The organism is Halorubrum sp. AD140 (assembly GCF_034497445.1).
Lineage (GTDB): Archaea > Halobacteriota > Halobacteria > Halobacteriales > Haloferacaceae > Halorubrum.
This window is the reverse complement of the sequence record NZ_JAXRUU010000037.1, coordinates 17,550-32,136: the sequence shown is the minus strand read 5'-3', so window position 1 is coordinate 32,136 and position 14,587 is coordinate 17,550. Positions and strand designations below refer to the sequence as shown.

Genomic DNA, 14,587 nt, shown 5'->3' with positions numbered 1-14,587 from the left:
GAACCGGCGGACCCCTACGGGATAGCGTCCTAAGCGCTACGCCTTTGGCCTGGCTCGGCAACCCGCGCGCGGCGTACCATACCCGGGTAGCTCAAAAATACCTGTCGCTACGGGTCCGATCCGAGCGAGCAGCCGACGCGGAGCGTTGCCGGCGCGCTGCCCGTCGCGCACCAGCGTGACGGACGCGGCGGAATCGATTTGTGAACTCGGTCCGAAGCCGTCGCATGTTCGAGCGGGCGAGGCGGGTCCGGAAGGGAAGGCGGTACGCGAGGCTCCTGGAACGGGGCGCGAGCCGGATCTCGCGGGGGCTGGAACGCCGCCTCGCCTCGCGCTCGCCCCTCCGCGAGGTCGCGTTCGCTCGCTCCAGGCGGGAGCTCGACGAGCGCATGGCGGCGGAGCGGACGATCGGCGACGTGCTCGACACCACCGGCACGTTCTACGAACCGAACGGCGCGTACCGCGGATACGGACCGTACCGATCGCTGAGAGCGCTCCAGCACCGGGCGGAGATCGCGGAGCTGGCGCACGAAGTCCGCGCACGCGACCCCGAGACGGTCCTGGAGATCGGCAGCGCGAACGGCGGCACGCTGTACGTCTGGGCGCGCGTCCTGAACGGCGTCGAGACGCTGATCAGCACGGACCTGGACTACCGGGGGCGCCGAGCGCTCCTCGACCACTTCGCGGCGCGGTCCGAGACCTCCCTCCGGTGTATCGAGGGCGACTCTCACGAGGCCGCGACGACGCGAGCGGTTCGCGAGGCGCTCGCGGGCAGACCGATCGACTTCCTCTACCTCGACGGCGATCACTCCTACGCGGGCGTCAGTGCCGATTTCGAGACGTACGGGCCGCTCGTCGCGGACGACGGCCTCGTCGGGTTCCACGACGTCGAGACGAGCGGAACGGGCGTGCCGCGGCTCTGGAGCGAGCTCGAACGAGCGTACGAGTGTCGAACGATCGGCGGGACAGACCGGGACGGCCCGGGCACCACCGGAATCCTGTACAAGGGCGGTCGGTCCTGACGGCGCTCGCAGGCGGTACGCCTCGAGCGACGGGCGTCAGTCCTCCATCTCGAGGGGAAGCCGGTCGAGCACCGCCTCCTCGCCGACCCGACCGAGGAACCACTCCGCGAACACCACCGCGGCGATCCCGAGCCCGACCCCGAAGAGGGTGTCGGAGAGGTAGTGGGTGCCGAGATAGACCCGCGAGAAGGAGATCAGCCCGGCGAAGCCCGCGGCGACCGCGAAGGGGAGCTCCTCGGAGCGCCACGCGATTCCCGCGTACGCCGTGACCGCCGCCGAGTGCCCGGAGGGAAACGAGCTCGTGGTCCCGCCGTCGCCCTCGGTGACGCACACCGGATTCGGCGGGAAGGGCCGCTCGACGAGCGACATCAGCGCCCAGACGACGACGCCGAGTACGGAGAGCGCGACGACGCTCTTGAGGAACTCCTCGCGCCAGCCGGCGAGGTAGAACAGTCCGACGATCACGACGCCGGCGGTGACGGAGCCGAGACCGGTCATCGACGTCATCATCTCGGTCAGGAACGGCGTTCGGATCGCGGCGACGATCTCGGCGGCGCGAGCGTCGGCCCACCGGACCGCGCTCAGGCCCTCGCCGATCAGCGCGTACATGGTTCCCCTCTCGGCCGGACGACCATAGGCGCTCGTGCTCGCGCGCCGCGGACCGCGGACCGCGCCCTACGGGCAGAACTCGCAGTCGCAGTACGCCTCGCAGACGGGGTTGTCGCAGTCGGCGCCGCGCGCCGCACAGTGCGTCCGACCGTGACGGATCAACAGCACGTGAAGCGGGTAGATCAGCTCGTCGGGCACCAGCTCGTCCAGGGCGTCGTGAGCGGCCCGGTTCGAGGCCGACTCGGGGACGAGCCCGAAGCGCTTCGAGACGCGCTCGACGTGGGTGTCGACCGCCATCGTCGGCTTGCCGAAGTGGAAGTTCAGGACGACGCTGGCGGTCTTGGGTCCGACGCCCTTGATCGCCGTGAGCCAGTCTTTGGCGTCGTCGGTCGCCATCGCGTCGAGGAACGCCAGCGAGTACGCCCCGCCGGTCTCCTCGCGGATCGCGGCGAGCGCGCGCTGGATCCGCGCGGCCTTCTGGTCGGCGAGCCCGGCTACGCGGATCGTCTCCGCCAGCTCGTCGTGGTCGGCTGCTTCGATCGCTGCGAAGTCGTCGTAGCGGTCGAAGAGCGCCTCGGCCGCGCGGCTCGTGTTCGCGTCGGCGACGTTCTGCGAGAGGATCGTCCGCACCAGCTGCCGCACGCCCTCGCCGGGCTCGGCGGTCGGGTCGGCGCCGTGCTCGGCCACCCTGTCCACCGGCTCGTACAGCGACACCAGGTCGTCGTGCAGCTCGCGCACCCGAGTCTCGTCCCACGATTGCGTCGACATACCCGCCCTACGGACGGCGCCGACTTCAGGGCGACGGACGGGGCGGCCGAGCGCGCCACTCGGCGTCGCCCGGACGACCGTTTGCCGGCGTCTCCCCGCGCGGCCTTTTTATATCGCACCGACCAACGACGGGGTGTGTACCGAGCGAGCGATCGCGTCGACAACGCGGCGTGGATCGACCGGCTCGACGACGCGTGCGCGACGCTCGACCTCGACGAGGAGGCGCTGTCGACGGCGACGGACCTCTTTTTGTCACGGGCGCCCGACGACGACCGCGGCAAGCGCGTCGCCGCCGCCGCGAGCCTCTACGCCGCCGCGCTGATCCGCGGGCAGGAGCGCTCGCAGTCCGCCGTCGCCGACGCGATGGACGTCTCCCGGCTCTCCGTCCAGAAGCGCTGGAAGCCGATCCTGGAGGACGCCGGCTTCTCGCCGCCGACGTGGTAGGCGGATCCGTGTCAACGCCGCCCCGTCACCGCGGCGTCGCCACGACGCCGAGGTGGTCCTCGTGGTACCGGTCGAGCCGCTCCGTCTCCAGAATCTCGTAGGTCTCGCGGAGCTCGTCGAGCGCGACCTCGAACACGTCGCTCGGCGCCGCGGTGGCGTCCTCACTGCGCGCCTTCACCGCGAGCAGCAGCCGGCCGTCCTCGGCGAGGAACCGCGCGTTCCGCGCCGCCACGGCCGCCTGCCCCCGCGTCGCGACGTCCTGGACGATCGCGTCGACGTCGGCCTCGACGACGTGCGCGTACGTCTCGGGCTTTCGGGCGTCCTTGAGCAGCGGGAACAGCCGGTCGCGGGGTTCCGCCGCGTCGAGGAGGTCGCGCGCGGGCCGGGGGGCGAACTCGACCGCGTACGTCGGCCCGGCGAAGTCCGCGACGTGGCTGACGGTCGTCCCGCTCGCGGCGCCGAGGTACAACACCGTCTCGCCGCCGGTCAGTCCGGTGTCGAGTCCGAGCTCGAACATGCCGCCGAGCTTCGAGCGCTCGGGGTCCCACGCCCGCCAGCCGTCGGCGGTCGGCTCCCCGTACACGGGCGGCCCGCGCGTCGCCAGCCGCGTCTCGCCGGCGATGGCTCGGCGCTCGACGCCCGCCGGTAGTTCTGGGTCGCTCACGCGTCGTCCTCCGCGTCGGCGTCGCTCTCGTCGTCGATATCGCCCTCCGCCCGCGCCCGGATCGTCGCCATCCGCTCGCGGAGTTCGGCGTGGAGGGTCTCCCGGCGCTCGCCGGCGTAGTGGTCGACGCGGGCCGCGAGCGTCAGCTTCCCGGCGAGCGCCCGCGCGGCCGACCCCCGGTCTTCGGGGCGGGTGTTCCGGACGTAGTCGTGAGTGTAGATGATCCCGTGTTTCGGCGATGGCGCGCGCCCGGAGAGGTGCGCGAACAGGGCGTCTTCCGCGCCGAGCACCTGCACGGTGCCGGAGGGCTTCTTCGCGAGCGATGCCAGTCCGCCGGCGAGTGCGATCAGCCGCGCCGCGAGCTCCGGCCCGGCCATCTCGGCGAGGTTCGGCGCGAAGGCGGGCGCGATCCGGTCGATCGTCTCCGCGAGCGCGTCCCGCTCGGTCGCGAGGTCGACGACCCGCTCCGCGAGCGACACGACCCGTCGCTCGACCGGTCCCGTCGGTTCCCTGTCGGCCACGGCGCGGGCGCCCGCGACGCCCGGCTCGACGTCGTCGAAGAGGCTCCCCGCCCACTCGGCGACGCGCTCGGCCAGCTCGTTCGCGGTGCGCTCGCAGTCGTCCATCGCACGAACAGTATGTATCAACTGTCGGTCATCTGCCCGTTCTCGTTCTTTGACGCCTTCTCGGGCGGCGTAGGTCGTCGCTCGGTGGAGTTTCTCGTAGTACTCCTCGTGGTCTATCGCGAATCCAGTTTCGACAGCCTTCGTTGGCCAATCTCGCGGCGTCTCTGCGCTTCCGTTTTCGATGACCTCACGAGCGGCGTCACGGTCGTCAGGTGGGATCGCTTCGAACCACCCCGAGTGGAGATCGGCGTCCGTCATATACGGGACGGTTGACTCGAATTCGTATATGTATCCCGGTGTGGGTCCTTGAACTCGGATCAAAGTCGGCTCTTGATTCCCGATACCATGCCCGGGCACGCATGGGGTAGCAGAGCGCCACCCTAATCGCCGAGAAGCCAATCACAGACCGCACCCAGTGGACGTACAGAGATCCGTCGGTACGCGTACTCGGGGCACAATCGATCGATCGGAGCTCATCATGCCTTGATCAGGGGGTCTCACGACCTCTTCGCCTGATTGCTCGCGTAACCGGGTCCAATCGCAGCCGTTGGCGACGCCGAGAGGGTGCCAGCAGGGACGGGGGAAGTCCGCTGTCCCGCACTGGTCAATCCTCGCGTTCGCGCGGAGAGGACATCAACAGAGTAGGAACCTCCTACCCCGTGCCAGAACTGTAAGATGGACTATTAATCAGATAGTGGAACCTTACTGCGATGGAACCTGATGGGGGGTGGTATCACTTTGACTCCACCTACACCGTTAATACTGTATCCGATCTTACAATTCCATGTTATTATGCTGGTGGGTGCGAATGGATTTAGTCCGCTTTGAGAGTTAGGCGGGATCTACCATGGAGTGTGCAAGATGCGGAGAGTCCGGGTTTAACCGGGTAATAATCGACGTACAGAGCGGGGATCTACTCGGAGGGTTATGTGAGTCGTGCGAAGCAAACACACCCGACCGCTATCCCGAAACCCCTTCACGGGACCCGGGTAGGAAGTGCCAATACTGTCCGCAAATAGTACGTGTCGCACTCCCGATCATAGAATGCGAAATCGAGTACAAGAACGACCTGATCGTAGAGTACGACATCGATGAGAAAACACCTCACTTGTGCGGTGATTGTCTCCCGATCTCCCGCATCGAGGGCGAGAGTGGAACACTCCCTGTCTCTGACAGTGCAATCTGAGTATGGCACTCAAAATCGACTACGAGCGCCTGATTATGACGGGCGTATTGATCGCCGCGCTCGTCCTATGGGGAGGGATCATCGGCGAATTCAGCGGACTCTATCCGGATGGGAAGGAAGCTGCATCAGCCGTGCTTGGAGTATTTATCCTAGTCTTTACAATATTCGTGTTGATACTCGCCTACTATCCAGAGGAGCCGAGTGAAAAATCAAACTCGTGAGCGGTCCGTTCCGTTCGGCACGTTCGCAGTCAGAAACCGGCATCTCATTTCGGTGACTTCACGCTAACGGAGTGAACAGCTTTCAAAACGCGGTAAACCTTTGATGGGGGAGTGTTTTCGGTAGGAAGCACTCCTATGAACAAAGACGATCACGTCATCAACGCCGTCATCCTCGGTATCGGCGTCGGGTACTTGCTCGCTCCGACACTCGGGGAACCCACACTCCACGCAATTGTATTGGTAGGCATCCCGATTGTAATCGGTGCGTTGTTCCCCGATATCGATACCGAGTTCGGAACGCATCGCGAAACGTTCCACAATTTCGTGACCCTCGCTGTGTTCCTTGCGTTTCCGATCTACTTCGGAAACTTGTTTTTCGTCTGGATGGGCGTCCTCACGCACTTTGTTCTCGACCTCCTCGGAACGAAAGGAGGTCTGGCCCTCTTTTATCCGGCCACGAGACACGTGAGCGTCCCCGTCGGGGTGACGGTCGACAGTCGTAAAGCGCGAGTAGTCACGCTGGCAGTCACCGGGCTCGAACTCGGTGTTGTCTGGACGCTAGTACACTACGGATTCGGCAATCTCTTGCGGGCTCCCGGCGTGTGGGACCTCTTCACAACAGTCTTCTGAGGGTGACCCACCAACCCGGCGTGGCGTCACTCCACGCCGGCTACCTCCACTACGAGCAGAGGGACACCGGACCCCATCACCCGATCAGCCGAGCGGGTCAAGCAGCTGGCAACGGAGGTCGTGCGTCTTGACGAGATCGGTTCCGACCTCGTCTTTGGCAGTAAAGTAGAGGATCTGCCATCCATCCGCAGCGAGCTCTCGAAGAACCTCGAATCCCTCCTGGAGCCGTCTACGGTCTGCTGGGAGGAAGGCGTCGTCCAGCAGGAAGAATCCAGGCTCGGAGCTCAGTAACTGCTCTGCGAGCCCAACCCGAGCCGAGAAGTACAGCTGTTCGGTCGTCCCGTGGCTGAGTTGCGTGGGTGTGAAGACCTCCTGTCCGTTTGTGTGGACCTGTATAACTCTCTCCTCAGCATCGTAAGTAACGCCCGTATATCGGTCAGCAGTGATCGTCTGGAACACGTCCGTGGCCCGACTCTCAGTGCCGAAGAGGTCCGTAATCTTCTGTTCCTCCTCCGACTGGATGTTGTCAAAGATATCGAGTGCCTCCCGGGCGATATCTGCGTCACGTTCGATCTGTTCTACCAGCTGATTCAACTCGTGGACGACGTCTCGGAGCCCTTCGACGGAGCGCGACGGCAGCGACACGGAGTCATCGAGGAATGGCTCTGTAGAGAGCGCCTGAATCCGATCGTCAAACTCACGCAGTCGTCGCTCGTGCGCCTCCAACTGCTCTGTCAGCTCTTCACGACGTTGGGTCAGCTCCTCCTGTTGCTCGCGAAGCGCGGGTAATCGATCCGGGTCGTACTCGTCCGCGTCTACGTTCTCATCGACGTCCGCGACCATCGTCTCGAGCGCTCCTTCCCAGTGTTCGAGCGGTGGCTCTGGTTCTGGCTCCGTCGTGCTCGGCGTGCCGAGAGCGTCCGTGAGGCTCTGAACTGCTTGGTCACGCTTCCGTTTGAGTGTCTCCTGTGCGGCCACACGCTCGCGGTACTCTTCGATGTTGGCCGCGTCTACCTCCCGAAGAAGTGTGTGTCTCTTCTCTCGGTTCGAGCGTCGCTGTTCCCGCGCTGTCTCGAGGTCGTCGGTACACTCGTCAATGAGTTCGTCCTTTACCCCGATTTGTCGAACGAGTTCATCGCGACGATCCTGCAAGCCCGCCAGCTCGTCGCGAAACGCTCTGGTCGCCGGTCCGATTTCGGCAATTGTGGTGACGTCGAGCCCCGCGTCCTGCGCTTGCTGGAGTACCTGTTCCTGCTCCCGTTCCGTGGCCGTTACCGATCGGTGTTGCAGGCCGTACCAGCCCGCAGCCATACCACCGAGTACCGCAAGGAGGACGCCCGCAATCGTGCTCCCGACGATCGCTGCGACTCCCCCCAGTCCGAGCCCGACGAGTGCAGTGTACTTCGCGAAGGGCATCCCTCGGGATGCTCCAATCGACTCACCGTGAGACTCCCTGAACGACGCCAACACGCGAGTAACCTTGGCAACATCGTCGGCACGCGCCTCTAGCGGTACCAACGCTGCTTCGACGGAGTCGGTCTCGGTCTTGAGCTGTCTCCGCTCCTCACGGAGCGAGGAACGCTTACTTTCGAGGTCCTCAATCTCGTCCTCGGCTGCGACTATCTCCCGGTCGAGCCGTTCCAACTCGTTGAGGGTCGATTGGGACACCTCGTCATCGAGTTGCTCGATCGCGTCTCTGTACGTGGTCAACCGCTCCGTGAGTGTCGCATGGGTGTCCCACGTTTCGGCGGCCTCCTGGATCGCACGCTCGTCTTCACACCGTTGGAGCTCAGTCGTGACGGCGACCGCCTCTCGTTCGGCTGCTGCGATGTCACTCGCTTCGGCGTCACCGATGTACTCTCGAATGTCCGCGGCGAGGGTGGTCGTCTGGTCACGAACCTCTGCTGCATTCGATCGGCTGCGGGCCGACGACAGGCCGCGACCGTCGACGCTGGTCAGTCGTCCGTGCACAACGAGTCGAGACTGGATCGCGTCAATCTCGTTCGTGTGGAGGTCGCCGATCTGCTGGGTCACCGAATCGTAGAATTCGTGTTCATCGCGGAGTTGCAGGTCGCTATCTCGGATGACGAAGATGTTACGGAGGTGTTGCGGCGAGAGGTCCACCAGATCACCGAGTACCATTCCGTCGCCGAGCTTCTGGTCGGTGTCGCCGGTCTCGACGACAACGTGGCCGCTCGGGGATTCGTCGACTCGGGAAACGTGGGGAATCGCGGTTTCGATATCCGGCTCGAGTAATTTGAGGACGGCCTCTAATAGCAGTGTCTTTCCGGATTCGTTCGGCCCATAAAAGACCTCGAAGTTGTCCTCGCACTCGTGAGTGAAGCGGGGAAGCGGGCCATAGCGGTCAATGTGGATATCGGTCAGTTTCATGTGAGCTTCCCCTCTGCGGCCAGGTTGGCGAAGATCGCGAGCGTCTCTTCCCAGACGTCGTCCTGAAAATGCTCCACATCGTAGTCGTCGCGTTCCTGGACAGCGTGGAGCGTCTCCCGCTCCTCGAGACGACGTTGGACCGCCTCGAACAGCGGGTGTGAGATGATGTGTTCGACCGTTCGGGTGCTGTTCTCGACGGGGACGTCGCCACTCACCGCAGTGAGGGCGTCACGGAACGCCGTTTCATCCATCTCGGTGAACCCGTCGACACGGATCTCCGGTGCGACATTCCGCTCGTTCCAGATGCCCACTCGCGACTGGATCTCTTCGAGGACGCGTTCCTCCTTCCCGGGGATAACTCGGAGATCCAGCGTATCGTAGTGAAACGAGTCGAGGGTCTGGAGCTGAACGTTCTGAGCTGCGTCGGCGTCGATGAGGACGGCCGTCCGTCGACCTGTCTCTTTTCGCGTTACCGACGCTGGTGTGCCAGGATAGACGAACGTTCCGCCGTTCGAAAGTTCGGTTCGGTGCTGTGTGTGGTAGTGTCCCGCAAGATAATAGTCGAAATCCAATTCGGCAAGTTCCTCAGTGGTGACGGGGAAATACCGTTGCTCACCCTCGTCTCCGACGCCTCCCCGAACAGGTGCTTCCAGGCTACAGTGTAACAATAGGGCTTCCGGCCCGTCGAACGGCTCCCGATCACGTAACCCAACAAGAAGCTCGTCAGTCGCTTGCGGTGTGTACGGCAGCGCGGTAACTCGAGTGTCGTGGATGACGAATTGACCGAACGGCGTCTCGGTTGCGGGCGTGAAGGACTCGCCGAAGAAGAGGTTTCTGCGGAACGCATCGACGTCGTGATTGCCTGGAATCGTCAGGATGGGATACGAACGGTCGGAGAACAGTTCTCGAAGCGAGTCGCGTAGCTGCTCCGATGCGACGTCGCTATCGAAGAGGTCGCCTCCGATCGTAACGAGGTCGACATCAGCGGCATCCGCCTGCGAAAGAACGGTTTCTAACGCCGCGTGGCGTTCTTCGGCGTCAGGTCTGAGATGAATGTCCGCAGTGTGCAGGATTCGTACCATCTATTAGCCAGTCACCTTTCTCAATTCCACGACTGCGTAAAGACGTTCGGGTCATTCGGCGCTTTCGGGCCCCGTCTCAGTAGGTATCGAGCGCTTCACGAAGCCGAAACACAGCGTGAGTGAGTCGCCCGTCAGTCCAACTCGCCTCTTTCTCGAGATCGCTTGTAACCTGTCGACACCGCTTGCGAGTGGTCCACATGATGAATCCGAGTTCCAATCACGCAACAGAACTATCTGAAGCACAGGAAAGCCCAGTTTACAGGCGGTTCTCGGCGGCCCCATCGGGTGACGTGAATTCACGCCAATGGTTGATCGCCCAGTAGCCGAAACCGGTGCCGACGAGACCAGCGGCGAGGAAGTAGAGCACGAGGCGGCTCACGAAAACGTCCTCCGGATTGCGTATCGTATAGAACAGCCCTTCGACCGTGAGCATGCTGAGCAGGAACGAGACGATGCCGAGTGCGAGCGCGGTCCCGATGATGACTCGGCCGACCACGTCGTTCCGTTCGAGGAATACAACGGTGACCGTGAAAGCGAACGCAGCGAACACGAGATACCACGGTGCACGGCTCTCGAGGCCGGAGACTTGGTTCTCGATTACCGCGAGAATGCCGATGAAACTCGCGGTCATGATCACCGTCGATAAGCCGGCAAGAACGCCGGTACGAATGAAGTACCGTTCCCGCCACTCCTCTATCATACTGATTGCCTGAACTAACCGACAGTATAAATAAGCCTTCGATGAGGTGATTGATACGTCAACGCCTTCGGAGGTACCGCTCGTCGGACTGGCCCCACACGCCAGTCAATCAGGCCTCCCACGCTGTTGTTGGGATGGGTCCTGTTGGCTGCGAACGCTCCACAGCCAGACCCTGACCTTATAGAGAGCGTACAGGATGTAATACAGCACGCTCTTCCAGAGGTACATCATGAGGTCGCCGAACTCGAAGAGCGCGCGAGCGGCCTCGTTTTCAACGTCCTGTTTCTCAGGAGGGCTCGGTCGACTCGGCGGTTCGATGCGAGTGTCATCCGACGCCGTTCTCCGACCGCTCCCGTATCGTCGCGGTTGGGGAGATTTAGACTGTGCTGCGGGATGCGATCCACCTCTGAAGGGGGATGCGTCGTCGTTCGGGTCGGTGTCGGATATCTCGCGGAGGTCCCCGATCTCGTCTTTCAGGAGGAGGTTTTCCTTCGTCACTCTATTAATCCGTTCGACGAGTTCCTCGTCATCAAGCTGTTCAAGCTCAGCGGAATCCAGGTCGATAGCGACGTGTTCACCCAAAGAGTCAGATGAGTCAGCCGTCGACTCTACAGGAAGTCGGTCGGTGTCCGTCTCACTGAGTTCGGTCAGTGGATCCACATCGGGCGACTCGACCGGATCTGGCGTGGCAGGTTCGTCAGCGCTATTGCTCGCATCGTACGCTGTACTCGAGTCGGACATCACACCGTCACCTTCAATTTCAGAGATGAACTGCTGACCGACCTGTTTCAGGTCAGGTCGCTCGAACGCTTCCAGCCCTGGCGTCGCTCCCGCGTCGAAGGTTCGCTTCTGGCGGAATTGAACCCGCTCGATCGTATCGTCCCAATCCGTCATCAGGTAGGCCTCCCCGGGGTCGAAGTTCTCGCACTCCTTAGCGCGGTCCTTCCCGATAACGTTGGAGACGACAGTTAAGTCACTCTCCCAGGTGAATTTATGCCACACCATCCAGTCACACTGGGTGATGTAGTCTTTATCGACCGACGACGGGCGCTGCGACACACCACACATGCCCAGACCGCGCTTTCGGCCGCGCTTCGCGACGCGCTCGAGTAATTCGCCGAGCTCACCCGCTCCACCCCGTTGGGGGAGATACTCCTGCATCTCCTCGACGACGAGGAGGAAGGGTTTCCGGATGCGTTTCTCCCGCGAGTACACCTCGTCGATGACACGCCTAATGAGGTCTTCGGACGTGTCTGTGTCGTCGTATCCGGACACGTCGAGGATGACGGGGAGATTCTTCTCAAGTGCGATCTCGGCGATCTTGTCGGCGTGTTCAGGGCCCACCTGTACTTCGGCGAACTCGTCGCCGCCGACGTGGAGGAGTTCATACTCCTCTTTCAGGCCGAAGTATTCGCCCTCGGTGTCGATGATCAGGAGTGGGAAGTTGTTCTCGAGGAGCTCCTCGCAGAGAACGCTCACCGTGTTACTCTTCCCGCTTCCCGACTTCCCGGAGACAAATCCACGGCCGGTGAGCAGTTCTTTGACGGGGAGCGTTTTCGCCCCTTTCGTCGCGACGATCCACTCTTCGGGGCCCTCGTCAGTCATTCGCGTCTTGACCCCTCGCAACGCACCACTATATGCTTGGTGTCACCTGTCAGAAAACTCAATGGATGAATCGAACTCCCTCTTGAGCCAAAGAGTACTGGGGCGATATCGGGGCCAAACCCGGATATCACGGGTATTCCTGTCCGACTAGCTAGTTCGGGGGGTCGGCAAATGTGTTCATTGACGCGAGATGTTCCTGTAACGACTGATAGTAGTACGTCGCCGACTCGCCATCAGTCTGTGACTCCGTTGTGAGAGTGTCCCAGTCACCGATCAGTACCAGTCGTTTCTGCGCTCGCGTTAGCGCAACGTTGAGTCGACGCGGCCCCTCGACGGGGAAACCGAGGAACCCGATCTCACCCTCGTCGTTGCTTCGAACGAACGACACGATCACCGCCTCACGCTCGCCGCCCTGGAACGAATCGATCGTGTCGACCTTTACCTCAGCCGCGCTCGACGCGCCGAGTTCCTGATTGAGTTGAGACCGAATGATCCCGATCTGGCCGTCATACGGCGTTATGATACCAATTTCGTCGGCCAGTAATCCGTGGCGGAACAGCCGCTCGACTTCCTTGGCGACGATCTCGGCCTCTGCTCGGTTGAAGTACGAGTGCCCCGGCGTTCGCTCCTCCGTCCCCTGTACGTCGTAAGCGACGACTGGGTCAAGCGGCCCGATCGTCCAACGCCGGTTCCGCTGTCCGTGCGTCAAAACACCATCGTAAAACGCCTGGTTGGGAAACGCAGCGATGTCTTCGTGCATGCGGTACTGCGTCGTCAATGTTGTACGAAGCCTGTCTGCACCGTAGAGTCCGATCAGGTGTTCGAACAGAGAGAATTCCGGCTGCTCAACGATCTGACGTTCGTCAGAGTGATACGGGGGAAGCTGTTTGTGGTCGCCCGCGAGCACCGCCTTCTCCGCTTTTGTGAACGGAATAAACGTGGACGGAATCGTTGCTTGCGTAGCTTCGTCGATAACGGTAATATCGAACATGTCGTCCGCGAGGTCGCTCGCGGCGCTCATCGTCGCACCCACCACGTCTGCGTGCCAGACGTCGCCGTCGACATAGCGTTCCTCCACGATCGAATTGGTTGAGTTCGAGCCGACGCGCGTGATATCGAGCTCGCCCTCCACGGCATCCGCGTGTATCGACCGCGGATCTAGCCGATTCGATGTACTCGATCCTACGAGGAGGTTGTCGACTGCCTGATTCGAATGCGCACACGCGAGCACGCGGAGGTTCTCATCGACAGCAGCGCGAATAATTGCCGTGAGCGTCCTCGTCTTGCCGGTACCCGGCGGGCCGTGGATACAGTACACATCCTCAGCGCGGAGCGCGTTCCGAGCCGCCGTTTGCTGCGTCGCGTTCAGGTCTCCACCGACGTGCGCATAGCTGGATTCCTCCGTCTCGAGCGATTTCTCGCCGGTTACGATGGTGCGCTTTCGCTCGTCGGACTCCACGGTTGAAATCGCGTCTAATTGGCGATCGAACGGGACCGGATTTACCAACTCGGCCACGACGAACTCGACCTCGCTGTCCTCACCAAACGCGGCTTCGGCCGCAGCCTTGTCGTTCGACGAGTCCCAGTACACGCCGACCCCAAGCGTTCGACCGTCGATGTCGAAGAGTTCCGCCTCGACGGGGAACCCAGTGCCATCGTCGACACGGTCGATGAATATCTCACTTCCAGGATACAGCCCGTACTCTCCCGGAACATCGACGGTGTCAGTGTCCGGATCTACCGAGATGCGAAGTTTCACGATCTGCTCCCCGTAGTCACCGACTTCTCTGCCGACAGGGGCGACCGATCGGACGCCGTTAAATTCCTTGAAGAACTCCTGACGCCTCATCGAAGCATACGTCTGTCGTCTTTTTGCCCGTTCTGCTTCGCGTTCGCGCTCGACAAATGAACGAAGGTTCTCGAACAGTTCAGTAGATGGTGACGCATCCACGGCAGCCGATGTAGCCAGTGACGGTTCGACACCGCCCTGTGCCGTCGAATTCGCTGGCAGATCCGGGTCACTGCTTTTCAGGTACGATGGCGCTTCACCGGGGTTCGTCCGAGGCGACCAGAACCGAATCCGCCACGCAGGGTAGGAGTACCGGAGTTCCTCGATATCGATCTCGATCAAGCGCCGCCGTGAGAAGTCATAGAACGACACGGTTGTCGCGCCGTTAGACGCATCATACAACAGAAATTCGCCCGTGAGTTCGGCCGAATCCGGTTCGTGAATCGGAACACGAAGTCGATGGTCATCGACCTGGATCCCGTCGACGGTGCGGAACGCGTCGAAAATCGCTTCGACGTCGACCGGCGACTGGAGCCACCACTGGCCAGCATACTCGCGGGCCTCACGGTCGAACACTGCTGGGCGCTGCGGAAGATTTGTGAACGCGTGATAAACCGCAGTGAGAGATTCGCTCATCGTGGACCCCTCCAGCCGCTTTGGCCCCTTGTGAAGTCTCCCCGTCCATCGTACTCGACGGCACACTCACGGTGAAACGAGATGATAGCGTCGCGATACCCGCTATCGAAGAGATATCGAGCCTCCCATGCCGGCGAATTCGAACTTGCTTCGAGTGTCATGGCGGTTGAAGGTGAGTCATAATATGCGCTGAACCGTGACGAGGAAGTCGATGTAT

13 protein-coding genes are annotated in these 14,587 nt (G+C 62.2%); 4 read left to right on the top strand and 9 right to left on the bottom strand.

Going from position 1 to position 14,587, the window contains the following annotated elements; translation table 11 throughout:
- Positions 1-224: 224 nt before the first annotated feature.
- A complete protein-coding gene (locus U4E84_RS10500; RefSeq protein WP_322532043.1) occupies positions 225-1,019 on the top strand; it encodes a class I SAM-dependent methyltransferase in 795 nt (264 codons plus the stop codon).
- 36 nt (positions 1,020-1,055) lie between these two features.
- On the opposite strand, the gene U4E84_RS10495 is transcribed toward U4E84_RS10500, so the two are convergent.
- Together U4E84_RS10495 and nth are read right to left on the bottom strand one after the other, a co-directional pair.
- Entirely contained in the window at positions 1,056-1,628 is a 573-nt protein-coding gene (locus U4E84_RS10495) for a phosphatase PAP2 family protein (protein WP_322532042.1), read from the bottom strand.
- A gap of 66 nt (positions 1,629-1,694) precedes the next feature.
- Entirely contained in the window at positions 1,695-2,396 is a 702-nt protein-coding gene (gene nth, locus U4E84_RS10490) for an endonuclease III (RefSeq protein ID WP_322532041.1), read from the bottom strand.
- A 135-nt stretch (positions 2,397-2,531) separates the two neighbouring features.
- Between nth and U4E84_RS10485 the strand changes: the two genes are divergently transcribed.
- Complete coding sequence (locus tag U4E84_RS10485) at positions 2,532-2,840, top strand: transcription initiation factor IIB family protein (protein ID WP_322532040.1); 309 nt, start codon at positions 2,532-2,534, stop codon at positions 2,838-2,840.
- A 25-nt stretch (positions 2,841-2,865) separates the two neighbouring features.
- Here U4E84_RS10485 and U4E84_RS10480 read toward each other — a convergent pair whose 3' ends face one another.
- Positions 2,866-3,504, bottom strand: coding sequence for a fibrillarin-like rRNA/tRNA 2'-O-methyltransferase (locus tag U4E84_RS10480; protein WP_322532039.1), 639 nt, complete (start codon positions 3,502-3,504; stop codon positions 2,866-2,868).
- Complete coding sequence (locus U4E84_RS10475) at positions 3,501-4,388, bottom strand: NOP5/NOP56 family protein (protein WP_322532038.1); 888 nt, start codon at positions 4,386-4,388, stop codon at positions 3,501-3,503. Before U4E84_RS10475 ends, U4E84_RS10480 begins: the two co-directional genes overlap by 4 nt.
- Before the next feature lie 930 nt (positions 4,389-5,318).
- On the opposite strand from U4E84_RS10475, the gene U4E84_RS10470 reads away from it, so the two are divergent.
- Together U4E84_RS10470 and U4E84_RS10465 are read left to right on the top strand one after the other, a co-directional pair.
- Positions 5,319-5,537 (top strand): hypothetical protein, encoded by a 219-nt coding sequence (locus U4E84_RS10470; protein ID WP_322532037.1) that lies wholly within the window; start codon positions 5,319-5,321, stop codon positions 5,535-5,537.
- A 135-nt stretch (positions 5,538-5,672) separates the two neighbouring features.
- A complete protein-coding gene (locus tag U4E84_RS10465) occupies positions 5,673-6,167 on the top strand; it encodes a metal-dependent hydrolase (RefSeq protein WP_322532036.1) in 495 nt (164 codons plus the stop codon).
- Positions 6,168-6,251: 84 nt separating this feature from the next.
- Here U4E84_RS10465 and U4E84_RS10460 read toward each other — a convergent pair whose 3' ends face one another.
- The 5 genes from U4E84_RS10460 to U4E84_RS10440 form a co-directional block, all read right to left on the bottom strand.
- On the bottom strand, positions 6,252-8,558 hold the full coding sequence (locus tag U4E84_RS10460) for an AAA family ATPase (RefSeq protein ID WP_322532035.1): 2,307 nt from the start codon (positions 8,556-8,558) through the stop codon (positions 6,252-6,254).
- Positions 8,555-9,640, bottom strand: coding sequence for a DNA repair exonuclease (locus U4E84_RS10455; RefSeq protein WP_322532034.1), 1,086 nt, complete (start codon positions 9,638-9,640; stop codon positions 8,555-8,557). Before U4E84_RS10455 ends, U4E84_RS10460 begins: the two co-directional genes overlap by 4 nt.
- 256 nt (positions 9,641-9,896) lie before the next feature.
- The gene (locus U4E84_RS10450) at positions 9,897-10,340 is read right to left on the bottom strand and encodes a hypothetical protein (protein WP_322532033.1); all 444 of its coding nucleotides are present in this window, start codon (positions 10,338-10,340) and stop codon (positions 9,897-9,899) included.
- 105 nt (positions 10,341-10,445) lie between these two features.
- On the bottom strand, positions 10,446-11,945 hold the full coding sequence (locus tag U4E84_RS10445) for a helicase HerA domain-containing protein (protein ID WP_322532032.1): 1,500 nt from the start codon (positions 11,943-11,945) through the stop codon (positions 10,446-10,448).
- 151 nt (positions 11,946-12,096) lie between these two features.
- Positions 12,097-14,370 (bottom strand): AAA domain-containing protein, encoded by a 2,274-nt coding sequence (locus U4E84_RS10440; protein ID WP_322532031.1) that lies wholly within the window; start codon positions 14,368-14,370, stop codon positions 12,097-12,099.
- Between the last annotated feature and the right edge of the window lie 217 nt (positions 14,371-14,587).